Annotated in this window: 22 protein-coding genes and 5 tRNA genes; 10 read left to right on the top strand and 17 right to left on the bottom strand. The window is 60.7% G+C overall.

The window, feature by feature from the left end; translation table 11 throughout:
• Window positions 1–13: 13 nt before the first annotated feature.
• Window positions 14–1,432, bottom strand: a complete 1,419-nt coding sequence (gene leuC, locus AC193Q_RS10190) for a 3-isopropylmalate dehydratase large subunit (RefSeq protein ID WP_095668812.1) — start codon at window positions 1,430–1,432, stop codon at window positions 14–16.
• A 141-nt stretch (window positions 1,433–1,573) separates the two neighbouring features.
• Here leuC and AC193Q_RS10195 point away from each other — a divergent pair, with 141 nt between their 5' ends.
• Together AC193Q_RS10195 and AC193Q_RS10200 are read left to right on the top strand one after the other, a co-directional pair.
• A complete protein-coding gene (locus AC193Q_RS10195; RefSeq protein ID WP_041066034.1) occupies window positions 1,574–2,464 on the top strand; it encodes a LysR family transcriptional regulator in 891 nt (296 codons plus the stop codon).
• Window positions 2,465–2,532: 68 nt separating this feature from the next.
• Window positions 2,533–5,811: a sensor domain-containing protein gene (locus AC193Q_RS10200; RefSeq protein ID WP_041066032.1), complete on the top strand. Its 3,279-nt coding sequence runs from the start codon at window positions 2,533–2,535 to the stop codon at window positions 5,809–5,811.
• Between the two features lie 48 nt (window positions 5,812–5,859).
• On the opposite strand, the gene AC193Q_RS10205 is transcribed toward AC193Q_RS10200, so the two are convergent.
• The 10 genes from AC193Q_RS10205 to gltX form a co-directional block, all read right to left on the bottom strand.
• On the bottom strand, window positions 5,860–6,303 hold the full coding sequence (locus tag AC193Q_RS10205) for an Hsp20 family protein (RefSeq protein WP_047293206.1): 444 nt from the start codon (window positions 6,301–6,303) through the stop codon (window positions 5,860–5,862).
• A gap of 121 nt (window positions 6,304–6,424) precedes the next feature.
• Window positions 6,425–7,384, bottom strand: coding sequence for a tRNA dihydrouridine synthase (locus tag AC193Q_RS10210; protein WP_483879476.1), 960 nt, complete (start codon window positions 7,382–7,384; stop codon window positions 6,425–6,427).
• A 168-nt stretch (window positions 7,385–7,552) separates the two neighbouring features.
• Window positions 7,553–7,990, bottom strand: a complete 438-nt coding sequence (locus AC193Q_RS10215; RefSeq protein ID WP_095668811.1) for an acyl-CoA thioesterase — start codon at window positions 7,988–7,990, stop codon at window positions 7,553–7,555.
• Window positions 7,991–8,036: 46 nt separating this feature from the next.
• Entirely contained in the window at window positions 8,037–8,870 is an 834-nt protein-coding gene (locus AC193Q_RS10220; RefSeq protein ID WP_483879477.1) for an alpha/beta fold hydrolase, read from the bottom strand.
• Between the two features lie 30 nt (window positions 8,871–8,900).
• Window positions 8,901–9,440 carry a TetR/AcrR family transcriptional regulator gene (locus AC193Q_RS10225; protein ID WP_007969225.1) on the bottom strand — a complete coding sequence of 180 codons (540 nt, stop codon included), beginning with the start codon at window positions 9,438–9,440 and terminating at the stop codon, window positions 8,901–8,903.
• 181 nt (window positions 9,441–9,621) lie between these two features.
• Window positions 9,622–9,697: transfer RNA gene (locus tag AC193Q_RS10230), tRNA-Glu, on the bottom strand.
• An 81-nt stretch (window positions 9,698–9,778) separates the two neighbouring features.
• Window positions 9,779–9,854 (bottom strand) — tRNA-Ala (locus tag AC193Q_RS10235).
• A gap of 53 nt (window positions 9,855–9,907) precedes the next feature.
• Window positions 9,908–9,983, bottom strand: a tRNA-Glu gene (locus AC193Q_RS10240).
• 79 nt (window positions 9,984–10,062) lie between these two features.
• A tRNA-Ala gene (locus tag AC193Q_RS10245) sits at window positions 10,063–10,138 on the bottom strand.
• 258 nt (window positions 10,139–10,396) lie between these two features.
• Entirely contained in the window at window positions 10,397–11,878 is a 1,482-nt protein-coding gene (gene gltX, locus AC193Q_RS10250; RefSeq protein WP_047293199.1) for a glutamate--tRNA ligase, read from the bottom strand.
• 228 nt (window positions 11,879–12,106) lie between these two features.
• Here gltX and AC193Q_RS10255 point away from each other — a divergent pair, with 228 nt between their 5' ends.
• Together AC193Q_RS10255 and AC193Q_RS10260 are read left to right on the top strand one after the other, a co-directional pair.
• Window positions 12,107–13,156: an HlyD family secretion protein gene (locus tag AC193Q_RS10255; RefSeq protein WP_047293197.1), complete on the top strand. Its 1,050-nt coding sequence runs from the start codon at window positions 12,107–12,109 to the stop codon at window positions 13,154–13,156.
• Window positions 13,146–14,696 carry an MDR family MFS transporter gene (locus AC193Q_RS10260; protein WP_483879478.1) on the top strand — a complete coding sequence of 517 codons (1,551 nt, stop codon included), beginning with the start codon at window positions 13,146–13,148 and terminating at the stop codon, window positions 14,694–14,696. The genes AC193Q_RS10255 and AC193Q_RS10260 overlap by 11 nt, the downstream gene beginning before the upstream one ends.
• 136 nt (window positions 14,697–14,832) lie before the next feature.
• Here AC193Q_RS10260 and uvrB read toward each other — a convergent pair whose 3' ends face one another.
• On the bottom strand, window positions 14,833–16,848 hold the full coding sequence (uvrB, locus tag AC193Q_RS10265; protein WP_108183251.1) for an excinuclease ABC subunit UvrB: 2,016 nt from the start codon (window positions 16,846–16,848) through the stop codon (window positions 14,833–14,835).
• A 337-nt stretch (window positions 16,849–17,185) separates the two neighbouring features.
• On the opposite strand from uvrB, the gene AC193Q_RS10270 reads away from it, so the two are divergent.
• Both AC193Q_RS10270 and AC193Q_RS10275 read left to right on the top strand, forming a co-directional pair.
• Window positions 17,186–18,382, top strand: a complete 1,197-nt coding sequence (locus tag AC193Q_RS10270) for an amino acid aminotransferase (protein WP_047293190.1) — start codon at window positions 17,186–17,188, stop codon at window positions 18,380–18,382.
• 220 nt (window positions 18,383–18,602) lie between these two features.
• Window positions 18,603–18,803 carry a hypothetical protein gene (locus AC193Q_RS10275; protein WP_047293188.1) on the top strand — a complete coding sequence of 67 codons (201 nt, stop codon included), beginning with the start codon at window positions 18,603–18,605 and terminating at the stop codon, window positions 18,801–18,803.
• Here the strand turns inward: AC193Q_RS10275 and AC193Q_RS10280 are convergent.
• The gene (locus AC193Q_RS10280; RefSeq protein WP_145595033.1) at window positions 18,800–19,030 is read right to left on the bottom strand and encodes a hypothetical protein; all 231 of its coding nucleotides are present in this window, start codon (window positions 19,028–19,030) and stop codon (window positions 18,800–18,802) included. The genes AC193Q_RS10275 and AC193Q_RS10280 overlap by 4 nt on opposite strands.
• 219 nt (window positions 19,031–19,249) lie before the next feature.
• Between AC193Q_RS10280 and AC193Q_RS10285 the strand changes: the two genes are divergently transcribed.
• A tRNA-Asn gene (locus AC193Q_RS10285) sits at window positions 19,250–19,325 on the top strand.
• Window positions 19,326–19,515: 190 nt separating this feature from the next.
• On the opposite strand, the gene AC193Q_RS10290 is transcribed toward AC193Q_RS10285, so the two are convergent.
• Window positions 19,516–21,039, bottom strand: a complete 1,524-nt coding sequence (locus AC193Q_RS10290; RefSeq protein ID WP_095668808.1) for a nucleobase:cation symporter-2 family protein — start codon at window positions 21,037–21,039, stop codon at window positions 19,516–19,518.
• Window positions 21,040–21,291: 252 nt separating this feature from the next.
• On the opposite strand from AC193Q_RS10290, the gene AC193Q_RS10295 reads away from it, so the two are divergent.
• Together AC193Q_RS10295 and AC193Q_RS10300 are read left to right on the top strand one after the other, a co-directional pair.
• The gene (locus AC193Q_RS10295) at window positions 21,292–21,576 is read left to right on the top strand and encodes a BrnT family toxin (protein WP_483879479.1); all 285 of its coding nucleotides are present in this window, start codon (window positions 21,292–21,294) and stop codon (window positions 21,574–21,576) included.
• A gap of 3 nt (window positions 21,577–21,579) precedes the next feature.
• Window positions 21,580–21,912, top strand: coding sequence for a BrnA antitoxin family protein (locus AC193Q_RS10300; RefSeq protein ID WP_047293183.1), 333 nt, complete (start codon window positions 21,580–21,582; stop codon window positions 21,910–21,912).
• Window positions 21,913–21,914: 2 nt separating this feature from the next.
• Here the strand turns inward: AC193Q_RS10300 and AC193Q_RS10305 are convergent, their stop codons facing one another.
• Both AC193Q_RS10305 and AC193Q_RS10310 read right to left on the bottom strand, forming a co-directional pair.
• A complete protein-coding gene (locus AC193Q_RS10305) occupies window positions 21,915–22,742 on the bottom strand; it encodes an arylamine N-acetyltransferase family protein (RefSeq protein ID WP_239777719.1) in 828 nt (275 codons plus the stop codon).
• 100 nt (window positions 22,743–22,842) lie between these two features.
• The gene (locus tag AC193Q_RS10310) at window positions 22,843–23,637 is read right to left on the bottom strand and encodes an exodeoxyribonuclease III (RefSeq protein WP_041065979.1); all 795 of its coding nucleotides are present in this window, start codon (window positions 23,635–23,637) and stop codon (window positions 22,843–22,845) included.
• A gap of 229 nt (window positions 23,638–23,866) precedes the next feature.
• Between AC193Q_RS10310 and AC193Q_RS10315 the strand changes: the two genes are divergently transcribed.
• Window positions 23,867–24,166 (top strand): hypothetical protein, encoded by a 300-nt coding sequence (locus tag AC193Q_RS10315; protein ID WP_047293181.1) that lies wholly within the window; start codon window positions 23,867–23,869, stop codon window positions 24,164–24,166.
• Window positions 24,167–24,257: 91 nt separating this feature from the next.
• On the opposite strand, the gene AC193Q_RS10320 is transcribed toward AC193Q_RS10315, so the two are convergent.
• Window positions 24,258–25,826 carry a sensor domain-containing diguanylate cyclase gene (locus AC193Q_RS10320; protein WP_483879480.1) on the bottom strand — a complete coding sequence of 523 codons (1,569 nt, stop codon included), beginning with the start codon at window positions 25,824–25,826 and terminating at the stop codon, window positions 24,258–24,260.
• Window positions 25,827–25,986 lie beyond the last annotated feature (160 nt).

Raw genomic sequence — 25,986 nt, forward strand, 5'->3', positions numbered from 1 at the left:
GCTGCGCTCTCCTTCAGATCAATTCACGAACGTCGATAAAACGACCGTTCACCGCCGCCGCAGCGGCCATGGCCGGGCTCACGAGGTGGGTACGACCACCGGCACCCTGACGGCCTTCGAAGTTACGGTTGGAGGTCGAAGCGCAATGCTCGCCGGACTCCAAACGGTCCGGGTTCATCGCCAGGCACATCGAGCAACCCGGCTCACGCCACTCAAAACCGGCTTCGAGGAAAATCTTGTCGAGACCTTCGGCCTCCGCCTGCGCCTTCACCAGACCCGAGCCCGGCACCACGATGGCCTGCTTGATCGTCGAAGCGACTTTGCGGCCCTTGGCAATCACGGCTGCAGCGCGCAAGTCTTCGATGCGCGAGTTGGTGCAGGAGCCAATGAACACGCGATCCAGCTGAATGTCGGTGATCGCCTGATTGGCGCTCAAACCCATGTATTTCAGGGCGCGGACGATCGAGTCACGCTTGACCAGATCCATCTCTTTGGCTGGATCCGGCACGTTCTGATCAACGGCCAGCACCATTTCCGGGGAAGTGCCCCAGCTGACTTGCGGCTTGATCTGCGCAGCGTCCAGTTCGACTACGGTATCGAACTTGGCATCGGCGTCGGAGACCAGGTCTTTCCAGGCTTCAACCGCCTGATCCCACTGCGCGCCTTTCGGCGCAAACGGACGGCCCTTGACGTACTCGACGGTCTTTTCATCCGCTGCCACCAGCCCCACGCGGGCGCCGGCTTCGATGGACATGTTGCAGATGGTCATGCGGCCTTCGACGGACAGATCACGAATCGCGCTGCCGGCGAATTCGATGGCATGGCCGTTACCGCCGGCGGTGCCGATCTTGCCGATCACCGCGAGGACGATGTCCTTGGCGGTCACGCCGAACGGCAACTGGCCTTCGACGCGTACCAGCATGTTCTTCATTTTCTTCGCGACCAGGCACTGGGTGGCGAGCACGTGCTCGACCTCGGAAGTGCCGATCCCGTGCGCCAAGGCACCGAAGGCTCCGTGGGTCGAGGTGTGCGAGTCGCCGCAGACCACGGTCATGCCCGGCAAGGTTGCGCCCTGCTCCGGGCTGATCACGTGGACGATGCCCTGACGGATGTCGTTCATCTTGAACTCGACGATGCCGTACTCATCACAGTTGTCATCGAGGGTCTGAACCTGCAAACGCGAGACCTGGTCGGCAATGGCCGTGATGCCGCCCTTGCGTTCTGGCGTGGTCGGTACGTTGTGGTCCGGGGTCGCGATGTTGGCATCGATGCGCCACGGCTTGCGCCCGGCCAGACGCAGGCCTTCGAAGGCTTGCGGCGAGGTCACTTCGTGGATGATGTGACGATCGATATAGATCAGCGCCGAGCCATCGTCGCGCTGCTTGACCAAATGCGAATCCCAGAGCTTGTCGTAGAGCGTTTTGCCGGCCATCAGACGGTTCCTCATCAGCTTGTTTCTATGCCCTGGGCTTATCAATAACCCTTTGGCTTGTGAGGCCGATCCTATGGGGTTACATTAAATAACTCAAATTCATATTTTTTATGCTTTGGATAACCAACTGGAATACAAACCATGGATCTGGCCAACCTCAATGCGTTTATCGCCATCGCCGAGACTGGCAGCTTCTCCGGCGCCGGGGAACGCCTGCATCTGACCCAACCGGCGATCAGCAAACGCATCGCCGGGCTGGAGCAACAATTGAACGTGCGCCTGTTCGACCGCCTGGGTCGTGAAGTCGGCCTGACCGAAGCCGGCCGCGCTCTGCTGCCCCGGGCCTACCAGATTCTCAACGTGCTGGACGACACGCGTCGCGCCCTGACCAACCTGACCGGTGAAGTCAGCGGTCGCCTGACCCTGGCCACCAGTCACCACATCGGCCTGCACCGTTTGCCGCCACTCTTGAGGGAATTCACCCGCCGCTACCCACAAGTGGCGCTGGATATTCAGTTCCTCGATTCGGAAGTGGCCTACGAAGAAATTCTCCACGGCCGCGCCGAGCTGGCGGTGATCACTCTGGCCCCGGAGCCGCACACACTGGTCAAAGCCACGCCTGTGTGGGACGACCCGCTGGATTTCGTGGTAGCGCCGGAGCATTCGCTGATCAGCAATGGCGCCGTGAGCCTGGCGGACGTTGCCGGTCATCCGGCGGTTTTTCCCGGCGGCAACACCTTTACTCATCACATTGTCCAACGCTTGTTCGAAGCCCAAGGGCTGACGCCGAACATCGCCATGAGCACCAACTACCTGGAAACCATCAAGATGATGGTGTCCATTGGTCTGGCCTGGAGTGTTCTGCCCCGTACCATGCTTGACGAACAGGTGGCGCGCATACCTTTGCCGGGCATACAGCTCAGTCGCCAGCTAGGCTATATCGTGCACACCGAACGGACGCTGTCGAATGCGGCAAGGGCTTTCATGGCCTTGCTGGATGCGCAAATCGATCTGCCAGGGACTCCAGGCTAACTTGTGCTACTCCTATAGAGCCGCTGTCCCTGTGCCTAACGCCACCATCAGCTCAAGGCCCGTTAACAATGCCGAAATCTGTTGACCGAATTCCGCCGATGCCGCGTATTCAGGCCATTGATCCGCGACGTTCCGAGCAGAGCTGGGAGAGTGCGCCGCAACTGCTCGCCGCACTCAACGGCGCCCGGCTCGGCGCCTGGTATTGGGACATCGAGCGTGGTCAGATCAGTTGGTCACGGGGCACTCAGGCGCTGTTCGGTTTCGATCCACGGCAACCGCTGCCCCAAGACCTCGAATACCTCGACCTGCTGCCACCCGAAGACCGGGCGAAAACCGTGCGCGCCTTCCACGCGGTGATTGCCGGCGCGCCGCTGGAACAGGCGATGCACCACCGCATCCGCTGGCCCGACGGCAGCCTGCACTGGCTGGAAATCAGCGGCAGCCTGCTGCCGGACAAAAACGGCCGTCCCCGAATGATCGGGGTGATTCGCGAAATCACCCACCAGCGTCAACGCGAACAGGCCCTCAGCAGCTCGGAGAAACGTTTCGCCACACTCTTTCATCTGTGCCCGAACATGGTGTTGCTGACGCGCCAGGAAGACGGCCTGATCAGCGAGGCCAACCAGTATTTCGAAAGCCTGTTCGGTTGGCCGGTGCAGAGCGCCATTGGCCGCACCACCCTGGAGCTGGGCCTGTGGGTACACCCCGAACAACGTGCCGAACTGGTGAAAAAGACCAAGGCCAAAGGCGAACTGGTCAGCATGGAAGTGCAGTTTCGCGCCAGCAACGGGCAGATCCATGACGGCATTCTCAGCGCGCAAAAGGTCGAACTCGAAGGCCAGCCATATCTGCTCAGCACATTCCTCGATACCACCGAGCGCAAAGCCGCCGAACACGCCTTGAAAGACAGCCAGGAACGTCTCGATCTGGCGCTGGACTCGGCGCAGCTCGGCACCTGGGACTGGCACATCCCCAGCGGCATGCTCTACGGCTCGGCGCGGGCCGCGCAATTGCACGGGCTGGAACCGATCCCGTTTCACGAGTCATTCGAAGAGTTTTTCGAAGGCGTGCCCGGCGAAGAGCGCGACAGCATGCGCGACGCCTACCGCAGCCTGCGCGAGGGCCCGGCCGGCAACTATCAGCTGACTTATCGCGTGCAACTGCCCGACGGCAGCTCACGTTATCTGGAAAGCCGCGCCCGCCTCTATCGCGACGAAAACGGCGCGCCGCTGCGCATGGCCGGAACCTTGCTGGACATCACCGATCAGGTCGAGCGCGAGCAACGTCTGGTGGCCTCGGAAGAAAAATTCGCGACATTGTTTCAGGTCAGTCCGGACCCGATCTGCGTCACCCGTCAGGACAGCGGCGAGTTCATCGAAATCAACAACAGCTTCACCCAGACTTTCGGCTGGAGCGCCGCCGACGTCATCGGACGCACCGCCGAAGACATCGGCCTGTGGGACGCCTCGGCAAAGAGCCTGCAACGCATCGAACGCGTCATCCGCGAACAGGGCCTGAGCAATGTCGCGATCATCGTCCAGCACAAGGACGGCCAGTCGCTGACGTGTGTGATTTCCAGTCGGCAGATCAGCGTTGGCAATCAGCCGTGCATCGTCACCACCCTGCGCGACATCACTCAACAGCAACGCTCCGAGGCCGCACTCAAGGCCAGCGAAGAGAAATTCGCCAAGGCGTTCCACTCCAGCCCCGACGCGATCACCATCACCGAGCGCGACACCGGGCGCTATCTGGAGGTCAACGACGGCTTCTGCCGCCTGACCGGCTATCGCGCCGACGAGGTGGTGGGCAAGACCGTGTATCAGATCGGCATCTGGGCCGAAGAGAAACAACGCTCGGCGCTGCTCGCCGAACTGCAGATCAAGGGCCGCGTGCATCATCAGGAAATGCTCGGACGCAACAAGCGCGGTGAGTTGCTGACGGTGGAGGTGTCGATCGAACCGATCACCCTCAACGAAACCGCGTGTCTGCTGCTGACCGCGCGCGACGTCAGCCTGCTGAAAAATGCCGAGGCGCAGATCCGCCACCTGGCCTATCACGACCCGCTGACTAACCTGCCCAACCGCGCCTTGCTGATGGATCGCCTGAGCCAGCAGATCGCCCTGCTCAAGCGCCACAACCTGCGCGGTGCGCTGCTGTTCCTCGACCTTGACCACTTCAAGCACATCAACGACTCGCTGGGCCATCCGGTCGGCGATACGGTGCTGAAAATCATCACCGCACGGCTCGAAGCCAGCGTGCGCATGGAGGACACGGTGGCGCGTCTCGGCGGCGATGAGTTCGTGGTACTGCTCAGCGGTCTCGAAGGCACGCGCAACGAGGTCAGCGCGCAAGTGCGCGAGCTGGCCGACACCATTCGCGAGCTGCTGTCGGAGCCGATGTTCCTCGACGGCCAGCGCCTGCAAGTGACACCGAGTATCGGCGTGGCGCTGATTCCCGACCACGGCTCGACCCCGACCGACCTGCTCAAGCGCGCCGACATTGCCCTGTACCGGGCCAAGGACTCCGGGCGCAACACCACGCAGATGTACCACAACACCATGCAGAAAGCGGCCAGCGAGCGGTTGCGCATGGAGACCGATCTGCGCCTGGCGTTGTCGCGCGGCGAGTTCAACGTGCATTACCAGCCGCAGGTCGACGCGCAGGACAACCGCATCATCGGCGCCGAAGCGCTGGTGCGCTGGAACCACCCGGAACTGGGTGCGCAATCGCCCACCGAATTCATCAAGGTACTGGAAGACAGCGGTCTGATTCTGGAAGTCGGCACCTGGATTCTCGATGAAGCCTGCGAGGCGTTCAAACAATTGATCGCGCTGAAACTGGTCGACCCGCTCAACTTCAGCCTGTGCGTGAACATCAGCCCACGGCAGTTCCGCCAGAACGACTTCGTCGAACGTATCGAACACAGCATGAGCAGCCATGGCCTGCCCTGCTCGCTGCTGAAACTGGAGATCACCGAAGGCATCGTCATCCAGAACCTGGAAGACACCATCAGCAAAATGCGTCGCCTGAAAAAACTCGGTGTGAGCTTCGCCATGGACGATTTCGGCACCGGCTATTCATCGCTGACTTACCTCAAACGCCTGCCGGTCGATACTCTGAAAATCGACCAGTCGTTCATCCGCGACGCAACCACCGACCCCAACGACGCCGAGATCATCCGCGCCATCGTCGCCATGGCCCGCAGCCTCGAACTGGAGGTGATTGCCGAAGGCGTGGAGACGCCGGAGCAACTGGCGTTCCTGCAAGGGCTCGGCTGCCATTTGTATCAGGGCTACCTGCACAGTCGGCCGGTGGCACTGGAAGCATTGAAAAAGATGCTCGAATGACGGGCACAAAAAAAGGGCGCCAGTGGCGCCCTTTTTTATTGCTCGGTCTTATTGCAGAACCGGCTTTTGCGCTCCGTTGATCGGGATGCGCTTGGCTTTCGCTTCTTCCGGGATCACCCGCAACAGGTCGATGCTCAGCAGACCGTTGCTCAGATCGGCGGCCTTGATCTCGATGTGATCAGCCAGGCGGAAGGACAGCTTGAAAGCCCGCTGGGCAATGCCTTGATGCAGGAAGGTCACGCCTTCGTTGACATCACGCTTGCCGCCACTGATGGTCAGCACACCCTTCTCGACTTGCAGTTCCAGGTCTTCTTCCTGGAAACCGGCGGCCGCCACGACGATGCGGTATTGATCGTCACCGTGTTTTTCCACGTTGTAGGGTGGGTAGGTGCTGCCTGGCTCGTTGCGTAGAGCGGTTTCGAACAGGTCGTTGAAACGGTCGAAACCCACCGAAGAACGGAACAGTGGTGCCAGGGAAAATGCAGTACTCATGGTTCAAATCTCCTGAAAACAATCAGCAAGTTTTTGTGTCTCCGCGACCCGAATTCGGCATCGCGTAACCCTTAGATAGGGACCGCCAAAATGATTTCAAGAGAGTATTTGAAGATTTTTTTCAGGCCGCTTCGGCGACCGGCAAACCCAGTAAACGCGAGACCTGGTCCGGTTCTGTCTCGCGACGCAGCACAGTAAACAGCTCGGTAGCCTCGGGATAATTGCGCGTCAGCATCGCCAGCCACTGCTTCAAGCGACCCGGCGATTGGCGTGCGGTCATCTGCGCCTTGGCTTGCAGCCAGAAGTCCTGAATCAGCGGCAGCAGCTCGGCCCAGCTCATCTCGACCACGTCTTCACCAGCGCGCGCGGCGGCGATCTGCTTGGCAAGATCCGGGCGCGATACCAGACCGCGTCCGAGCATGATGTCTTCGACGCCGCTGATCTCGCGGCAGCGGCGCCAGTCCTCGACGCTCCAGATATCACCATTGGCGAACACCGGCACCTTGACCACGTCCTGCACCCGCGGAATCCACTCCCAATGCGCCGGCGGCTTGTAGCCATCGACCTTGGTGCGGGCGTGAACCACGATGTGTTCGGCGCCGCCCTCGGCCAGCGCGGTGGCGCAGACCAGCGAGCCATCCGGGCTGTCGAAACCCAGGCGCATCTTCGCGGTGACCGGGATGTGTGCCGGCACGGCGCGACGCACGTGCTCGACAATGCTGTTGAGCAGTTCCGGCTCCTTGAGCAGCACCGCCCCGCCCCGCGATTTGTTGACGGTCTTGGCCGGGCAGCCGAAGTTCAGGTCGATGACTTCCGAGCCGAGCTCGCAGGCCAGCGCCGCGTTTTCCGCCAGGCACACCGGATCGGAACCCAACAATTGCACGCGCAGCGGCACGCCGGAACGGGTGCGGGCGCCGTTGAGCAGCTCCGGGCCGAACTTGTGGAAATAAGCCGGGGTGAGCAGCTGATCGTTGACCCGAATGAATTCGGTCACGCACCAGTCGATGCCGCCAACGCGGGTCAGCACGTCGCGCAGGATGTCGTCGACCAACCCCTCCATGGGCGCCAGGGCAATTTGCATGGGGAAAACACTACTCAGGAAGAAAAAACGTGCGGCAGTTTACTGGATTAAGCCGGTTAAACCCACGACCACCTGTAGGAGCTGCCGCAGGCTGCGATCTTTTGACTTTGATTTTTAAGGATCACAATCAAAAGATCGCAGCCTGCGGCAGCGCCTACAGGAATCGGGTCAGGCCAGGGACAGGATCGCCGGGCCGTAACCCTCGATGAACTCCGCCGGCATGCGCTTGGGCTTGCCGGTGGACAGTTCGATGCAGACGAAGGTGGTCTGGGCGCGCAACAGGGTGGCGTTGTCGCTGGGGCGGATCAGCTGGAAGTGGCGGGTCATTTTCAGGCGCTGATCCCAATCGACGATCCAGGTTGCCAGTTGCAGCTCGTCGCCTTCGTAGGCCGCCGCCAGGTAATCGATTTCGTGCCGCACCACAGCCATCGCCCGATCCAGGCGCCGGTACTCGACCAGATCCAGCCCTAGGCGCTGCGAGTGGCGCCAGGCGCAGCGTTCGAGCCAGGTCACGTACACCGCGTTGTTGGCGTGGCCCAACCCGTCGATGTCCTCGGCGCCTACTTGCAGATCAATGGTGAACGGCGTTGCCCGATCCCAGCCCATGCCCCACTCCCGGTCAGATTATTCAACCGGGGCAGTGTAACGGATGTCAGGCCGATTGCCGCGCTTGAAGGCTGCGCCCCGCCAACAGTGATAACACGCCATCAACCACCCGAGGGTCGGCCAGTACGCGCTGGTGACCGCCGCTTTCCAGGCGCAACAGGCGACTGTCGAACCAGGACTCGTGGATCAATTGCGATTCCTTGACCGGGACGAAATTGTCATCCTCGGCATGCACGATCAGGCCCGGCATATCCAGTTGATAGTGCGCGACATCTAGGGTGGCGGCGCGCATGCCGACATCCTGCTCGACCTGACGGATGAAGGCGGATCGTGCCAGCGGCGGCATGCCGACGTAACGGGCGAAACCACGCAGCACTCCCAGGATCCGTGCGGGCGCCGCGATGCTGACCAGGGTTTCTGTACGCAACCCCAATTGGACCGCGAGCATGGCACTGGCGCCGCCCATGGAGTGGCCGATGACGGCTTGCAGCGGTGGCAGTTCGGCGGCTGCTTCGAGCATGGCGCGGGCGAACAGTACGACGTTGGCTTCACGCCCCGGCGAACGACCATGAGCCGGACCATCAAGGGCAACGACGGTGTAACCGGCCTCGACCAGCGCTGTGATCAACGCCGCAAACTGCGTGGGTCGCCCTTCCCAGCCGTGCATCAGCAGCACCGCCGGGCCTTGGCCCCAGCGCAGCGCCGACAGGCCAAAGCGCAAAGTGATGCGTTCGGAGCTCGCCAGCAGCGGCAGCTCCCAATCGCGCAGCGGCAACGTGCGCGGCGTCATGAACGCTACGCGCATTTTGCTCGCTACCCGCTTTGGTGCAATCCAGCCCAAGGTGCCATTAACGCCACGAACCCACTTCAACGTGTTCATCGCTCTCTCCTCAGGCGTGTTGCCTTCAGGTCAACGCACCGCCGACTTGGCAGCGCGCAGCAATCGATCGGATAAATCGCCCGGGCCCAGCGCGCGTGCCAGCGCCAGACCACCCACCATCAACGCCACATCAGCCAATGCTTTGTCGGTGTCCTCGGGGCTGGACGCCAACTGCGCAATCATCAGTTCCAGGTGTTCGTTCAGTGCGATGCGGAAGGATTCCGGCAGACGCCCCAGTTCGCCAATCGAAGCCGGTATCGGGCACGCAGCATCGCTGGAATCCCGATGCTTGCGCGACAGATAGAACGCAGCAACCAGGGCGCGACGCTCTTCGCCGGTCAGCTCGGAGTCCATGTCGGCAATCAGGTCGCGTCGACGGCTGAGCAGTTGCTTGAACGCTTCGAGCATCATTGCGTCCTTGCTTTCGAAGTGCGCGTAGAAACCACCAACAGTCAGGCCGGCGGCGCCCATCACTTCGCCTACGCTGGGATCCGCCGGACCCCGCTGCATCAGCGCAGCGCTGGCAGCCTTGAGGATGCGTTCGCGGGTTTGAGCTTTTTTATCGTTCATCGTTGCCTCCGAATATTACGACTAGAATATTATTCGCATAATAATATTCTGCAAGTCGAGGATATGACCGCTGGTCTGAAGCACAGTGTAAGGAAAATGGAGAGTTGGCCAAACGCCAGACAAACAAAAGGGCCATTCAATAATTGAATGACCCTTATAAATCCCGCAGAGCGGGTAATCGTGGCGTCCCCTAGGGGACTCGAACCCCTGTTACCGCCGTGAAAGGGCGGTGTCCTAGGCCACTAGACGAAGGGGACACAAACCCTTCTATACAGCTGATCAGTGCTGAGATCTGATCTGATTCAAGGCCGGTGTGGCCAGACCTTGAACTGTAAAATTGGTGGAGCTAAGCGGGATCGAACCGCTGACCTCCTGCATGCCATGCAGGCGCTCTCCCAGCTGAGCTATAGCCCCGGATTTTTCGCCTCGCGGCGGAGCGACATCTTGCAACATCGCTTCTGTAAAACTGGCGTCCCCTAGGGGACTCGAACCCCTGTTACCGCCGTGAAAGGGCGGTGTCCTAGGCCACTAGACGAAGGGGACGCAAACCCTTCCATACAACTGATCAACGCTGATTGTTGATCGCTTCGAAGCCGGTGTGGCCAGGCTTCGAAGTGTAAATTGGTGGAGCTAGACGGGATCGAACCGTCGACCTCTTGCATGCCATGCAAGCGCTCTCCCAGCTGAGCTATAGCCCCTCATCGTTGATGTCATCGCTGAGGACGGGGCGAATCTTAAGGGCGTATCGAAAGCCTGTCAAACTTATTTTTGAAAAAATTCAAAGTTTTTTGTCGGCATAACAATCACTTACCGCCCTCCCCCCGAAAATCCGGGAGGTTTACGCACACCGTCGACCTTTGGGAGCTGGCGCAGCCTGCGATCTTTTGCCGTTGGTCTTTAGAAGCAAGAGCAAAAGATCGCAGCCTTCGGCAGCTCCTACAGGGAATCACAAGTGCTTAGGCGATAGCGCCCAGCAGCTTTTCCCACTCTTTGTTTTCTTTCTTCGACACGCCACCCAGCAGGTCAATCGCCTGGCGCAAACGGAAACGGGTCAGGTCCGGGCCGAGGATTTCCATCGCATCGAGCACCGATACCGAGCTTGCCTGCCCCGTGATCGCGGCAAACATCAGCGGCATCGCGTCACGCAGCTTCAGCTCAAGGGATTCGACCACCGCCTGAATCGTCGCGGTGATGCTGTCCTTCTCCCACTGACGCAGGCTTTCCAGCTTCCACAGGATCAACTGCATCAGCTGACGCACCTGATCGCCCGAGAGCTTTTTCGACTCGAACAGCTTGGCATCCGGATTGACACCACCGGCAAAGAAGAACCCGGCCAACGGTGCAACCTGGCTGAAGGTTTCCACGCGGCCCTGGACATGCGGCGCGATCTTCATCATGTATTCGGAATTGAACGCCCACTTCTGCACACGCGCGGCGAACTCTTCCACCGGCAGGTCACGCAGCCACTGGCCGTTGAGCCAAGACAGCTTCTCAATGTCGAAAATCGGCCCGCCGAGGGACACACGCTTGAGGTCGAAGTTGTCGACCATTTCCTGCAGCGAGAACTTCTCGCGCTCGTCCGGCATCGACCAGCCCATGCGACCGAGGTAGTTGAGCATCGCTTCGGGCATGAAGCCCATGCGCTCGTAGAAGGTCACCGAGGTCGGGTTCTTGCGTTTGGACAGCTTGCTCTTGTCCGGGTTACGCAGCAGCGGCATGTAGCACAGCTCCGGCTGTTCCCAGCCGAAGTACTCGTAGAGCAGGATCAGTTTCGGCGCCGACGGCAGCCATTCTTCGCCGCGCAGCACGTGGGTGATGCCCATCAGGTGGTCGTCGACCACGTTGGCGAGGAAGTACGTCGGCAGGCCGTCGGTCTTCATCAGCACTTGCATGTCCATGCGATCCCACGGGATCTCGACATCACCACGCAGCATGTCCGGCACCACGCAGACGCCTTCGGTCGGCACCTTCATACGGATCACGTGCGGCTCGCCAGCGGCCAGACGCGCCGCGACTTCTTCCTTGGACAACAGCAGCGCGCGGCCGTCGTAACGCGGGGTTTCGCCGCGCGCCATTTGTTCGGCGCGCATCTGGTCCAGTTCTTCAGCGGTGCAGAAGCATGGGAACGCGTGGCCCATGTCCACCAGTTGCTGGCAATACTTCTGATAGATATCGCCACGCTCGCTCTGCCGGTACGGGCCGTGCGGGCCGCCGACATCCGGGCCTTCGCTCCAGTCGATCCCCAGCCAGCGCAGGGCGTCGAAAATCTGCTGCTCGGACTCGCGGGTCGAACGCAACTGGTCGGTGTCTTCGATGCGCAGGATGAACTCACCGCCATGCTGCTTGGCAAAGCAGTAGTTGAACAATGCGATGTAAGCGGTACCTACGTGGGGGTCCCCGGTAGGCGATGGCGCGATGCGAGTGCGGACGGTGGTCATGGCATGTCTCGAAAAGAATGAAAAGCAAAACAATCAAGCGGCGAATGGTAACAGGCGACACCCGCCCCGCTCCAGCGGGCAGGGCATTTAAGCCAAGTTTGCGGCTGGAACGCCAATAGAGCGTGGCGAATGGCCGAATATCGGTCGACAGCATTTACCGTTTATCGGCTTCGTGCCAGATTCTCCCGCTGATAACTTTCCTTACAATTCCTCGACTACAGTTTGCCCATGCCTGCCCAACTCAAGCGTCGCCTGTTCGTTTTCCTGCTGCTGGTTCTGTTGATTGCCGGGGGCTTCTTCGCCCATTGGTTTTTCAAGGGACGCTTTTATGAAAGCACCGACAATGCCTATGTCCAGGGCGAGATCACCCGCGTCTCCAGCCAGTTGAGCGCGCGCATCGACGAAGTGCTGGTGCAGGACAACCAGCACGTGGAAAAAGGCCAGTTGCTGGTACGCCTCGAACCCAATGATTTCCGCCTGGCCGTGGATCGCGCCAGCGCCGCCCTCGCCACCCGCGAAGCCGAGCGCTTGCAGGCGCAAAGCAAACTGACTCAGCAATCGAGCCTGATCGCCGCCAGCGACGCGCAAGTGGCTGCCTCCCAGGCATCGCTGGGTCGCTCGCAGATAGATCTGTCTCGCGCTGAAGCCCTGCGCAAGCCTGGTTTTGTGTCCGAGGAACGGGTCACCACCCTCTCCGCCGACAACCACATTGCCCGCTCACAAGTGGCCAAGGCTCAAGCCGATGCGCAGAGCCAGCGCCAGCAGGTCAACGCACTGACCGCCGAGATCAAACGCCTCGACGCGCAGATCGCCAACGCCCGCGCCGATCTGGCACAAGCCGAACTCAACCTGACCCGCAGCGACATCCACGCACCGATCAGCGGCATGGTCGGCCAGCGTGCCGCGCGCAACGGCCAAGTGGTGCAGGCCGGCGCGTACCTGCTGTCGATCGTCCCGGACGAAGACATCTGGGTGCAGGCCAACTTCAAGGAAACCCAGATCGGCCACATGGTCCCCGGCCAAAAAGCCGAACTGACTTTCGACGCCTACAGCGACACGCCGATCGAGGCGCGTGTCGACAGTCTGTTCGCCGCCTCGGGTGCGCAGTTCAGCCTGTTGCCGCCGGACAACGCCACCGGCAACTTCACCAAAGTCGTGCAGCGAATTCCGGTGAAATTAACGTTCAAGGCTGACAATCCGTTGCATGGCAAGATCCGTCCGGGCATGTCGGTCACCGCCACCGTGAACATCAAAGACGCCCCAGACAATGGCCGGTGATCAACTGATCCGCCCGGCCGGCGAACCGACCCGGCGGGACTGGATCGCGGTGATGAGCGTGATGCTTGGCGCCTTCATGGCAGTGCTCGACATTCAGATCACCAACTCCTCGCTCAAGGACATTCAGGGCGCGCTGTCGGCGACACTGGAAGAAGGCTCGTGGATTTCCACCTCCTATCTGGTGGCGGAGATCATCATGATTCCGCTGACCGCGTGGCTGGTGCAGTTGCTCTCGGCACGACGGCTGGCGGTGTGGGTGTCGCTGGGGTTTCTGGTGTCATCGTTGCTGTGCTCGATGGCCTGGAGCCTCGAAAGCATGATTGTCTTCCGCGCCATGCAGGGTTTCACCGGCGGCGCGCTGATCCCGCTGGCGTTCACCCTGACCCTGATCAAACTCCCCGAACATCATCGCGCCAAAGGCATGGCGATGTTCGCCATGACCGCGACCTTTGCTCCGTCCATCGGCCCGACCCTCGGCGGCTGGCTCACGGAAAACTGGGGCTGGGAATACATCTTTTACATCAACATTCCGCCGGGGCTGATCATGATCGCCGGGCTGATGTACGGGCTGGAGAAGAAAGAAGCGCACTGGGAACTGCTGAAAAGCACCGACTACGCCGGGATTCTCACCCTCGGTGTCGGCCTCGGTTGCCTGCAGGTGTTTCTTGAAGAGGGCCACCGCAAGGACTGGCTCGAATCGAACCTGATCGTGACCCTCGGCAGCATCGCCCTCCTCAGCCTGATCACCTTCGTCATCGTGCAGGTCTCCAAACCCAACCCGCTGATCAACCTCGGCATCCTGCGCAATCGCAACTTCGGCCTGTCGAGCATTTCCAGTTTGGGCATGGGTGTCGGCTTGTATGGCTCGATTTATCTGCTGCCGCTGTACCTGGCGCAGATCCAGAACTACAACGCCCTGCAAATCGGCGAAGTGATCATGTGGATGGGCGTGCCACAGCTGTTCCTGATTCCGCTGGTACCGAAACTGATGAAGTTCGTTCCACCGAAGTGGCTGTGCACCCTGGGCTTCGGACTGTTCGGGCTGGCGAGTTTTTCGTCGGGAGTGCTCAACCCGGATTTCGCCGGACCGCAGTTCAATCAGATCCAGATCATCCGGGCGCTGGGCCAGCCGCTGATCATGGTGACCATTTCGCTGATCGCTACCGCATACATCCTGCCGCAGGACGCGGGATCGGCGTCGAGCCTGTTCAACATCCTGCGCAACCTCGGCGGTGCGATCGGCATTGCCCTGCTCGCCACGCTGCTGGATGCACGGACCAAGACTTACTTCGATTATTTGCGCGAGGCGGTGGTGCCGACCAATCCGCAAGTGGCCGAGCGGCTGGCGTCGATGACCGACCGCTTTGGCAGTGACACGGCGGCATTGGGCAAGTTGAGCGAGATCGTCCACCAGCAGGCGCTGATCATGGCCTACAACGATGCGTTTCACTTTGTCGGGATTGCGCTGGGGATCAGCATGTTGGCGATATTACTGACCAGGAAATTGCCGCAGGGATTGAAGGCCGGGGAGTCGCACTGATCTGTGTTGCCTGGACCGGCCTCATCGCTGGCAAGCCAGCTCCCACAGGTTTCTTTGGTGCTCACACATTTTGTGTACGCCCTCAATCCCTGTGGGAGCTGGCTTGCCAGCGATGGGCCCGATCAGGCGATGAAGTTCAAACCGCCAAAAGCCGCTCGCGCAACTTGGCAATCTCATCGCGCATCTGCGCCGCTGCCTCAAATTCCAGATCCCGCGCCAGTTGATACATCTTCTCTTCCAGCGCGCGAATACGCTTGGTGATTTCGCTCGGCGAGCGCAGTTCGGCTTCGTACTTGGCGTTTTCTTCGGCAGCCTTGGCCATGCCCTTGCGCTTCTTGCTGCGCGAGCCGGGCACGGTGGCGCCTTCCATGATGTCGGCGACGTCCTTGAACACGCCTTTGGGCGTGATGCCGTTGGCGAGGTTGAAGGCAATCTGCTTGTCGCGACGACGCTCGGTCTCGCCAATCGCCCGCTCCATCGAGCCGGTGATGCGGTCGGCGTAGAGAATCGCCCGGCCATTGAGGTTGCGCGCAGCACGACCGATGGTCTGGATCAGCGAGCGTTCGGAACGCAGGAAGCCTTCCTTGTCGGCGTCCAGAATCGCTACCAGCGAGACTTCCGGCATGTCCAGACCTTCACGCAGCAGGTTGATCCCCACCAGCACATCGAAGGTGCCCAAGCGCAGATCGCGGATGATCTCGACCCGCTCGACGGTGTCGATATCCGAGTGCAGATAGCGCACGCGCACGCCGTGGTCGGCGAGGTAATCGGTGAGGTCTTCGGCCATGCGCTTGGTCAGCGTGGTGACCAGCACCCGCTCCTCGACCGCCACGCGCTTGGTGATTTCCGAGAGCAAGTCGTCAACCTGGGTCAGCGCCGGGCGCACTTCAACCTGCGGGTCGACCAGGCCGGTCGGACGCACCACTTGCTCGACCACGCGCCCGGCATGCTCGGCCTCGTAGTTGCCCGGCGTCGCCGAGACAAAAATCGTCTGCGGGCTGACCCCTTCCCACTCGTCAAAACGCATCGGCCGGTTGTCCAGTGCCGACGGCAAGCGGAAGCCATATTCCACCAGGGTTTCTTTACGCGAACGGTCGCCCTTATACATCGCGCCGACTTGCGGCACGCTGACGTGGGATTCGTCGATCACCAGCAAGGCGTCGGCCGGCAAATAGTCATAAAGCGTTGGCGGCGCGGCACCAGCAGGACGCCCGGACAGGTAGCGCGAGTAGTTTTCGATACCGTTGCAGTAACCCAGTTCGAGGATCATTTCCAGGTCGAATCGGGTGCGCTGCTCCAGGCGCTGGGCCTCAACGAGTTTGTTGCTGCTGCGCAGGTACTCGAGACGCTCCTGCAACTCGACTTTGATCCCCTCGATGGCGTCGAGCAGGGTCTCGCGCGGCGTCACGTAGTGACTCTTCGGATAGAAGGTGAAGCGCGGCATCTTGCGGATGACTTCGCCGGTCAGCGGGTCGAACGCGGAAATGCTCTCGACCTCGTCATCGAACAGCTCGATGCGGATCGCTTCCAGATCGGATTCGGCCGGGTAAATGTCGATCACGTCGCCGCGCACGCGGAACGTCGCCCGGGCAAAATCCATGTCGTTGCGGGTGTATTGCAGGTCGGCCAGACGCCGCAGCAAAGCGCGCTGATCGAGTTTGTCGCCGCGATCGACGTGCAGCACCATCTTCAAATAGGTTTCCGGACTGCCCAGACCGTAGATGCACGACACCGTGGTGACGATGATCGCGTCCTTGCGCTCGAGCAACGCTTTGGTCGCGGACAGACGCATCTGCTCGATGTGGTCGTTGATCGACGCGTCCTTCTCGATGAAGGTGTCGGACGACGGCACATAGGCTTCGGGCTGGTAGTAGTCGTAGTAGGAAACGAAGTATTCGACGGCGTTGTTCGGGAAGAACGCCTTGAACTCGCCATACAGTTGCGCGGCGAGGGTCTTGTTCGGCGCCAGCACCAGCGTCGGGCGCTGTACCTGCGAGATGACATTGGCGATGCTGAAGGTCTTGCCCGAGCCGGTCACACCGAGCAGCGTCTGGTGCGCCAGCCCGGCTTCGATGCCCTCGACCAATTGGCGAATCGCTTCCGGCTGATCGCCGGCGGGCTCGAAGCGGGTGACTAGCTGGAATTCGGACATACACACCTCTGGGATCGCGGCTCGCGCAGAAAACAGCCGAGCCGCGGGGATGACCGCAAACGACCGTTGTCGCCCAAGGAAAAACGAAGATTGTGCTCAATGTGGAGCCGATTGCCTCGCCTTTCAAGGCAAACGTCCTACATCCGGTAAAGTCTCTGACAGAGTCAATCGACTAACGGTCAAGAAATAATCGGAAAAACTTGCCGGAAAAGCTGAATCGCCTGTCGCCATTGCTCAGTAATGGCCTCTATACTAGCTCCCCGTTTGTGCACCGCTCTAGTGCATTCGGCTGGAGCGCGACACGTCCCTCCACTCTCCATTCAGAGCCGCCGTAATAATGAGCCTGTTCTCCGCTGTCGAAATGGCACCCCGCGATCCAATCCTGGGCCTCAACGAAGCATTCAACGCCGATACCCGGACCACCAAGGTCAACCTGGGTGTAGGTGTTTACTGCAACGAAGAGGGGCGAATTCCCCTGCTGCGCGCGGTGATCGAAGCCGAAACCATTCGCGCTGCTCAGCACGCCTCCCGTGGCTACCTGCCGATCGACGGCATTGCCGCCTACGACCAGGCCGTGCAAAAGCTGCTATTCGGTAACGACTCGCCGCTGATCGCTGCCGGTCGCATCGTCACCACTCAGGCTGTCGGCGGTACCGGCGCGCTGAAAATCGGTGCCGACTTCCTCAAGCAACTGCTGCCGAACGCCGTCGTGGCGATCAGCGACCCGAGCTGGGAAAACCATCGTGCGCTGTTCGAAACTGCTGGCTTCCCGGTGCAGAACTACCGTTACTACGACGCCGCCACCCACGACGTGAACCGTACCGGCATGCTCGACGACCTCAACGCCCTGCCGAACGGCTCGATCGTTGTGCTGCACGCCTGCTGCCACAACCCGACCGGCGTCGACCTGACCCCGGCCGACTGGAAGAATGTGCTGGACGTGGTCAAGGCCAAAGGTCACGTGCCGTTCCTCGACATGGCTTACCAGGGTTTCGGCGACGGTATCGACGAAGACGCCGCGGCTGTGCGTCTGTTCGCTGAATCGGGCCTGACTTTCTTCGTTTCGAGCTCGTTCTCCAAGTCGTTCTCGCTGTACGGCGAGCGCGTGGGCGCCCTGTCGATCGTCAGCGAATCGAAAGAAGAAAGCGCGCGCGTGCTGTCGCAGGTCAAGCGTGTGATCCGCACCAACTACTCCAACCCGCCGACTCACGGTGCCAGCGTTGTCGCCGCCGTGTTGAACAGCCCGGAACTGCGCGCCCAGTGGGAAGCCGAACTGGCAGAAATGCGTCTGCGCATTCGCGGCATGCGCGAGCAGATGGTCGCCCTGCTGGCCGAGAAAGCCCCGCAGCGTGACTTCAGCTTCGTCGGCCGTCAGCGCGGCATGTTCTCTTACTCCGGCCTGACCACCGAACAGGTGCATCGCCTGCGTAACGAGTTCGGCATCTACGCCCTGGACACCGGCCGCATCTGCGTCGCGGCACTGAACCAGAGCAACATCAAAGCGGTAACGGATGCGATCGTGCAGGTCATCTGATTCGCCTGGCAATGAAAAACGGGAAGCCTTGGGCTTCCCGTTTTTTATTTGTCCGAAGGAATGCAACATTCCCTCTAAACTGCATACAAATCTTAATTGTGGGAGCGAGCCTGCTCGCGAATGCGGTGGGTCAGTCGCCATTGTTGGTGGCTGACAGCATTCGCGAGCAGGCTCGCTCCCACAGGTTTCATATACATCCAGGAATTCTGTGAGAACCCAAATGAAAAACGACAACCTGCGCGCCGACCGTGACGACCTGGATGACTTCATCCCCCGCGCCCCGGCCAGACGCGAAAAAAGCCTGGTGCTGCAAGTCGCCGCCGGGGTGTTTCTCGGCGGTCTCGCCCTGTGGCTGGTGCAACTGGCGGCCACCGCGGCGTACGCCAAATTACTGCTCGGAACGATTACCTTCGGCAGTTAAGCCAGTTCGCTCGCGCGCTGACTCGCGGCATCGTCATACACGACGTACAGCGATTCGGCGATCTGGCTTTTGATCGCCTTGGTGCTTTCCAGGCCGAGCACGAAACCTTCGGCTTTGCCGCCAGCGCGATTGAGTTCCTCAGCTGTACCGGCCTGAGTGATTGCGTCGAAGAGTTTCTCGGCGTGGGGGCCAACGCCCTTGGGCAGACTGATTTGCGCGATGCTCATGCGAGCACCTCGTTGTTGCGGATTGCAGGCTTCATGGCGCGTACCTTTTCGGCGAATGGCCGGCAGCGCGTGTGACCACTTCCGGGGCCCCATGGTAGACCGCCGATGGTTTTCTGGTAACCGCCAATCACTGACAAATCACCGTCCGTCCTGCCTACACCTGAAAATTTACATCCATTGCTTGACTTCTCTTTTTGAATCAGTAACATACGCACCAATTCCGCAATAGCTCAGTTGGTAGAGCAAATGACTGTTAATCATTGGGTCCCTGGTTCGAGTCCAGGTTGTGGAGCCAAATAGCAAAGCCCCTGAATTGAAAGATTCAGGGGCTTTTTTGTGGGCGCTCGAAAAGTCAAAAGATCGCAGCCTGCGGTGCTCCTGCATGTGGAATGCGTTCCCCTGTAGGAGCTGCCGAAGGCTGCGATCTTTTGATCTTCAAACGAAAAGGCCGAACTACAGTTCGGCCTTTTTCACCCAATCAGCGATCAAACGTGTTCGCTGCTCTTCATCTGGGTCTTCGGCACGCCATGCCCATGATCGTGGTCATCAGGCTCGACCACCGGCACTTCCTTGCCGTCGCAATCGTGCAGTTTGCCGTCGCTGAAGTAGTCACCCTCACGCAACGCCGCCAGGTCGCGATAACGCAGGGTCCGCTCTTCCGCAGCGGCAAACACTGACTGCTGGTCCGAGTTACCGGCGGTGAAGTGGTTAAAGGTCAGGTTCAGCACAATCGCCATGATTGCTGACGAGCTGATGCCCGAGTGGAAAATGGTCGCGAACCAGCTCGGGAAATGATCGTAGAAGTTCGGCGCGGCAATCGGGATCATGCCGAAGCCGATCGAGGTCGCGACGATGATCAGGTTGACGTTGTTGCGGTAATCGACCTTCGACAGCGTACGGATGCCGCTCGCCGCCACCGTCCCGAACAGCACGATACCGGCACCGCCCAGCACCGAGGTGGGCACCGCAGCAATCACTCGCCCCATGAACGGCAGCAGACCGAGAATCACCAGGAACACGCCGCCAGTGGCCACCACGTAACGGCTCTTGATCCCGGTCACTGCCACCAGCCCGACGTTCTGCGCGAAGGCGCTTTGGGTGAACGATCCGAAGATTGGCGCAAACATGCTCGACAGCATGTCCGCCCGCAAGCCGTTGCCCAGGCGCTTGGAGTCGACTTTGGTGCCGATGATCTCACCGACCGCCAGAATGTCCGCCGAGGTTTCCACCAGCGTCACCATGACCACGATGCACATCGACAGGATCGCGGCGAAGTGGAAAGTCGGCATGCCGAAGTGGAACGGCGTCGGGAAGCCGAACATCGGTCCTTGAGCGACACCGGAGAAGTCCGCCATGCCGAGGAACACCGCCAGCACCGTGCCGATCACCATGGCCAACAGGATCGACAGACGCGAGATGGTCGAACTGCCGACCTTGCTCAGCAACAACACCAGCACCAGCGTGACCGCCGCCAGCCCGATGTTCTGCATGCTGCCGAAGTCCGGCGCATGGCTGTTGCCACCCATGGCCCAGCGCGCCGCCACCGGCATCAGCGTCAGACCGATGGTGGTGATCACGATGCCGGTGACCAGTGGAGGGAAAAACTTGGTGATTCGCGAGAACACCGGCGTAATCAGCAAGCCGATCAACGACGCGGCAATCACCGCGCCCAGCACCGACTGGAAGCCGCCCTCCCCGCCACTGCTGACGATCGCGACCATGGTCGCGACACCGGAGAACGACACGCCCTGCACCAGCGGCAACTGACAGCCAAAAAACGGTAGACCCAGGGTTTGCAGCAGTGTCGCCAGCCCCCCCGCAAACAATGAAGCAGCAATCAACAAACCAATGTCCGCCGGCGACAGCCCGGCCGCTTGGCCAATGATCAGTGGCACCGCAACGATACCGCCGTACATGGTCAGAACATGTTGCAGGCCGTAAGCCATATTCGCGCCGACCCCGAGATTTTCGTCCTCGGGCCGTTGGTGTGAAACATGGGGCGTTTTCATGTGGGGGGTTCCCTGGTTTTTGTTATGCGCACACTGTATTCAATACTCGGGACAAATGTCCATAGAGTTGTATACAACTTATCAGTCACATAATGGATAGGTAGCCACCCAAGCTTCTATCTCGCCACCTCTAGCTCCCACAAATCCGGCAACACATCCCCTCCTGCCCCCGGTTCTTATCGCACTAGGCTGAATTATTCATGGCGACCAGCGGTGCACCGGCGCTCTTTTTATACATATAAAGTATGCATAATGAAGTCATTCGAAATTCAGTACGACAAAAGCAAGAACGCAGCCAACAAACTCAAGCACAGGGGCGTCAGCCTTGCCGAGACCGAGCCGGTCTTTCACGACGAGCGCGCGCTGACGATCGAGGACAACGACCATGACGAACAGCGCTGGATCACCCTCGGCCTTGATGGCAAAGGGCTTTTGCTGGTGGTTGCGTACAGTTATCGCGAAGCCAACGTCGTACGAATCATTTCTGCAGGCGTCGCCACACCGAGCGAGCGTTGCGCTTACTTTCTGGAGGCTTGAACAATGAAAGACGAATACGACTTCTCGCAGGGCAAACGCGGCGCCTTGGCGCCCGCCAAGGGCAAGACCCGCATCACCATCATGCTCGATGACGCGGTCATCGAAGCCGCCCGCAACGTGGCGGAAAACGAAGGCTTCGGTTATCAGACGGTGATCAACAACACCCTGCGCCATGCCCTGCTGGAGGCTGGCAGCAAAACGCAGGAGGCCGAGCCGCCCCACTCCGGGCAATTCAAGAAAGGCATCACCGCCGCCGACCTCAAGAGTCTGGAAAAAAAGCTCTCGGCGGCGGTCGGTGAAATCCGCCGGGTACTGGAACCGGAGGCAAAGCCTTGAGATCAGGCCGGTACGAGCATCCGCGCCAGCGACTGGCGCACATGCGGCTGGTCAGGCAAGCTCAGGCCGAACTCCAGCTCCAGCACCTCGATCAACTCATCGACATCCGCCACCTCGCGCCGCTCGCTGTCGGCGCCCATGTGATGAATCGCGAAGCTGCCGTTGTTCAGGGTCCGTCGCCAGCCATCGCCAGTGCGTGCAACCATCAGCCGTTTGGCGAACGGTGACTCGGGATGGGTCGAGACGTACCAGTTGCCGAGGGTGTAATCGATGTCTTCCTGGCGTTGCAGATCAAACAGGTACATCGCGCGCCACTCGCCTGCGACATTGGCGCGCAGCATGTAACCGTCGGCCTGTTTCTCGATGCGATAGGACTCGTGCGGCGTCGGCTGTTCAGCCTCGGTATCGAGCAACAGCGGCGCAGTCGGCACCATGCCGCCAAAGCCGACATCGGTGATGTAACGCTCGCCGTCGATGATCACCAGGCTCAAGCGATGGGTGCGCGCCGTCCAGGTGCCCTCGGGTTGCGCCAGCACCACACGGCCGGAGATGCCACGGGCCTCGAAGCCCAATTCCTGCAACAACGCCAGAAACAGATTGTTCAGTTCGTAGCAGTAACCACCCCGGCCTCCGTGGAGAACTTTCTGTTCGACCGACGCCAGATCGATCAGCACCGGCGCGCCCGTGATCGTCGACAGGTTCTCGAAGGGGAAGACGCCGGTGTGGCGTAACTGCAGCTGCCGCAGGGTTTCCAGGGTCGGTGCCGGTGGGGCATCGAATCCCAGGCGTTGCAGGTACAACGTCGGATTCGCCAGACGTGGCTCGCTCATTGCTCAGTCCTTTTGCATGTGGCCGCGGATCGCTGTGCCGCTGGCCGACAGGTATACGGGATCAGGCCCCGACTCCGACAATTGATTTCGCCAATCAGCGCTACCGCCGCTTGCGCGAACCGATACGAATCCAGGTCGGTGCATGGTCGCTGGCGTGCGGTTCGTTGCGCACCCAGGCGTCGACCCCGGCCTCGTGCAGGTAAGGGCTGAGTGCCGGGTTGAGCAGCAGATGGTCAATGCGCAGACCGGAGTTGGTTTGCCAATGCTGGCGGAAGTAATCCCAGAACGTGTAGAGGCGATCCTCGGGATACAGATGACGCAGCGAATCAGTCCAGCCCTGATCGAGCAGCCGTTGATAACACTCGCGGCTTTCGGGCTGCAGCAGCGCATCCTTGAGCCAGGAACGGGTGTTATAGATGTCCATGTCGGTGGGCACCACGTTGTAATCGCCGGCCAGCACCACCGGATGATCGCTGCTTTGCAGATCCTTGGCGTAGCGGATCAGGCGTTCGAACCAGGCCAGTTTGTAATCGAACTTCGGCCCCGGCTGCGGATTGCCGTTGGGCAAGTACAGGCAGCCGACCAGCACGCCGTGCACCGCCGCCTCCAGATAACGACTGTGCTTGTCGTCGGGATCGCCCGGCAGACCACGACGGCTTTCCAGCGGCTGCGCATCGCGAGCGAGGATCGCCACGCCGTTCCATGACGCCTGACCGTGCCAGATCGCGCCGTAACCCGCCGCTTCGAGTTCGGCAGCCGGAAATGCACTGTCCACCGACTTGAGCTCCTGCAGGCAGGCGATGTCCGGTTGCTCGCGCTTGAGCCATTGCAGCAGGTTCGGTAACCGCGCACGCAAACCGTTGACGTTGAAGGTGGCAATCCGCAGGTTTTTCATCGTCCAGGCTCCGGCGAACAAGGTATGACCATTGTGACCCGGTGGCGGCGCCGCTGGTTGCATCGGATCAACCGCCTGCCGCGCAACAGGCGCTCACCTCTAGCCTGATTGCCGCGACCTGCCGCATGCTCAGTAAAGCTCAGGTCGCAACCGCTCGTCAGCCAGGTGGCACCAACGTTCAGGGCCGTCAGACCAAAGTCAGGTAACCGACCCTTTCTGGAGACGTACCATGACATCGCGCAAACTGACTTCGCTGTTGCTCGCCGGGCTGTTGACCTCCGCGTCGCTCGGCGCCTTTGCCGCCAATGACGGGGCAGATTCCTCAGGCACCCAATCCGGTGCGACAAGTGGCACCAACATGCCTCCCAACACCAATCCCGGAGCACCGAAAAACGGCGACAGTACCGATGGCGCCGGCAAGGGCACGGGCACTAACAGTGGCACCATGGGTTCTGGTTCGGGGGCGGGTGGCGGCACCGGTTCGGCCGGCGGCGGAACCGGCGGTGCCGGCGGTGGCACCGGGAGCTGAACGAACAAGCGTGACCGCTGGTGATCCGGCATAAAGCCAACAATCTGTGGCGCGGGAACCTGGCTCCTCGCCACAGATCAGGGGCGGGCCTTTAGCGATCCGAACGCATCAACTCGGCAACCTCCGATTCCAGCGACAACACCGCCGCGCGATTGCGCCCGGCGTTTTTCGCCTGATACAACGCCGCGTCGGCACGCTGGATAAATTCTTCCACGCTGTCGTTGCCGCTGGGCACAAACGCATAACAACCCAGGCTCACCGTGAGGTAGCCGGTCGGCGAACCGCTGTGGGTGATGCGCTTGTCCATCACGCTGCGGCGGATCTGCCCGGCAATCGCCAGCGTGCCGTTGATGTCAGTGTCCGGCAGCAGCACCGCGAACTCTTCGCCACCGTACCGTACTGCCAGGTCAGCCTTGCGCTGGCAACTGTTCTTCAGCACCTGGGCCACCTGGGTCAGGCAATGATCCCCCGCCACATGGCCGTAGGCATCGTTGTAGCGTTTGAAGAAATCGATATCGAGCATGATCAGGCCGACCGGATTCGACTGCCGTGCACCGCGAGCGAATTCGATGTCCAGCGATTGCTCGAACAGCCGCCGGTTCGCCAGCCCGGTCAGGCTGTCATGAGTCGCAATCTGCTCCAGTGCGCGCTGTGCCTTGCGCAGGTTTTTCTCGATACGCTCACCGTCACGCACCTGATGAATGAACACCCAGCCGAACAGGCCGACGCCGAGAATCACCAGCGCCACAATCACGCTGGACTGAAAGGCCCGCTCGGACCAGCCCTTGAGAATCGTGTCGCGCGAAGAGGCGGACGCGACCACCAGCGGGTAAGCCGCCAACTGCCGATAGCCGTACAATCGCACCACGCCGTCGACCACTGATCTGATCATCGCCGTACCGGCCGGTGCTTCAGGCAGCAGTTTCTGATAGATCTTGCCCCGCGCCAGCGACGAGCCGATCAGGCTTTCGTCGAACGGTCGCCGGGCCAGCAAGGTGCCGTCCTTGAGGCCGAGAAACATGATGCCGTCGTCATCAATACTGAAGCTTTTGAAGAAGCGGTCGAAGTACGCCATCTTGATCCCGGCCATCAGCACGCCCTGAAAGTTGCCGGCGCGGTCATTGATGCGCTTCGAGATCGGAATGATCCACTCACCATTTTCCCGACTGCGGATCGCCGGGCCGATGTGCGCCACGGTAGAAACATTCTGTTGGTGAAACCTGAAGTACTCGCGGTCGGCCACGCCGTTGCCACGAGGCAGGTCCGGGAACGAGGTAATCACCCACTGCCCCTCGCGGTCGAACAGGAACATGCCATGCAACTGTTCCAGTTGCTGCACCCGGCGGGCAAAGGTTTTTTGCAGGCGTGGTCGCTGCGCGGCGCCATAACCATCGTCCTCGACCCAGTCGGCGAGACTGGTGAGCACCAGATCGGCAGCCAGAAACGTGTCTTCGGCCTGCTGCGCCATGGCTCGGGTCAAGTTGGTAGAGGCAACCTGCGCGTTCGCCAGATCCTGACGCCGCGTCTGCTCCAGCTGCAAATAAAGCAAGCCGGACAGGCACAGGCACACCGCAACGATGAACAGCGCTGCCGCCTTGCGCAACGGCAGGCGTTTTAGCGTGCCGGGAGTATGATGCGGTTCGTGAATGGGGATTGGCAAAAACGTGTCCTGGGCAGGTACGACAGGGGCCGCAGCCCGAAACCCTTACTTTTTGTGAGCGTAGCCCACCGGGATGCGCACGGCAAACCCGCCGCGCCAACACACGCCCGCCTCGCTGTATCGGCGCGCGAGGGATTTGGATGAACGCCGCGCCGCGATT

This window comes from Pseudomonas sp. F2, from assembly GCF_057174385.1.

Bases quoted from the DNA above. Each gene is read 5' to 3' on its own strand.
- uvrB (WP_108183251.1), bottom strand. From the start codon at position 16,848: ATGTCCGAATTCCAGCTAGTCACCCGCTTCGAGCCCGCCGGCGATCAG.
- leuC (WP_095668812.1), bottom strand. From the start codon at position 1,432: ATGGCCGGCAAAACGCTCTACGACAAGCTCTGGGATTCGCATTTGGTC.
- AC193Q_RS10275 (WP_047293188.1), top strand. From the start codon at position 18,603: ATGAAAAACGACAACCTGCGCGCCGACCGTGACGACCTGGATGACTTC.
- AC193Q_RS10210 (WP_483879476.1), bottom strand. From the start codon at position 7,384: ATGCAAATTGCCCTGGCGCCCATGGAGGGGTTGGTCGACGACATCCTG.
- AC193Q_RS10300 (WP_047293183.1), top strand. From the start codon at position 21,580: ATGAAAGACGAATACGACTTCTCGCAGGGCAAACGCGGCGCCTTGGCG.
- AC193Q_RS10290 (WP_095668808.1), bottom strand. From the start codon at position 21,039: ATGAAAACGCCCCATGTTTCACACCAACGGCCCGAGGACGAAAATCTC.
- AC193Q_RS10305 (WP_239777719.1), bottom strand. From the start codon at position 22,742: ATGAGCGAGCCACGTCTGGCGAATCCGACGTTGTACCTGCAACGCCTG.
- AC193Q_RS10255 (WP_047293197.1), top strand. From the start codon at position 12,107: ATGCCTGCCCAACTCAAGCGTCGCCTGTTCGTTTTCCTGCTGCTGGTT.
- AC193Q_RS10280 (WP_145595033.1), bottom strand. From the start codon at position 19,030: ATGAGCATCGCGCAAATCAGTCTGCCCAAGGGCGTTGGCCCCCACGCC.
- AC193Q_RS10220 (WP_483879477.1), bottom strand. From the start codon at position 8,870: ATGAACACGTTGAAGTGGGTTCGTGGCGTTAATGGCACCTTGGGCTGG.
- AC193Q_RS10225 (WP_007969225.1), bottom strand. From the start codon at position 9,440: ATGAACGATAAAAAAGCTCAAACCCGCGAACGCATCCTCAAGGCTGCC.
- AC193Q_RS10315 (WP_047293181.1), top strand. From the start codon at position 23,867: ATGACATCGCGCAAACTGACTTCGCTGTTGCTCGCCGGGCTGTTGACC.
- AC193Q_RS10205 (WP_047293206.1), bottom strand. From the start codon at position 6,303: ATGAGTACTGCATTTTCCCTGGCACCACTGTTCCGTTCTTCGGTGGGT.
- AC193Q_RS10270 (WP_047293190.1), top strand. From the start codon at position 17,186: ATGAGCCTGTTCTCCGCTGTCGAAATGGCACCCCGCGATCCAATCCTG.
- AC193Q_RS10200 (WP_041066032.1), top strand. From the start codon at position 2,533: ATGCCGAAATCTGTTGACCGAATTCCGCCGATGCCGCGTATTCAGGCC.
- AC193Q_RS10215 (WP_095668811.1), bottom strand. From the start codon at position 7,990: ATGGGCTGGGATCGGGCAACGCCGTTCACCATTGATCTGCAAGTAGGC.
- AC193Q_RS10295 (WP_483879479.1), top strand. From the start codon at position 21,292: ATGAAGTCATTCGAAATTCAGTACGACAAAAGCAAGAACGCAGCCAAC.
- AC193Q_RS10195 (WP_041066034.1), top strand. From the start codon at position 1,574: ATGGATCTGGCCAACCTCAATGCGTTTATCGCCATCGCCGAGACTGGC.
- AC193Q_RS10310 (WP_041065979.1), bottom strand. From the start codon at position 23,637: ATGAAAAACCTGCGGATTGCCACCTTCAACGTCAACGGTTTGCGTGCG.
- AC193Q_RS10260 (WP_483879478.1), top strand. From the start codon at position 13,146: ATGGCCGGTGATCAACTGATCCGCCCGGCCGGCGAACCGACCCGGCGG.
- gltX (WP_047293199.1), bottom strand. From the start codon at position 11,878: ATGACCACCGTCCGCACTCGCATCGCGCCATCGCCTACCGGGGACCCC.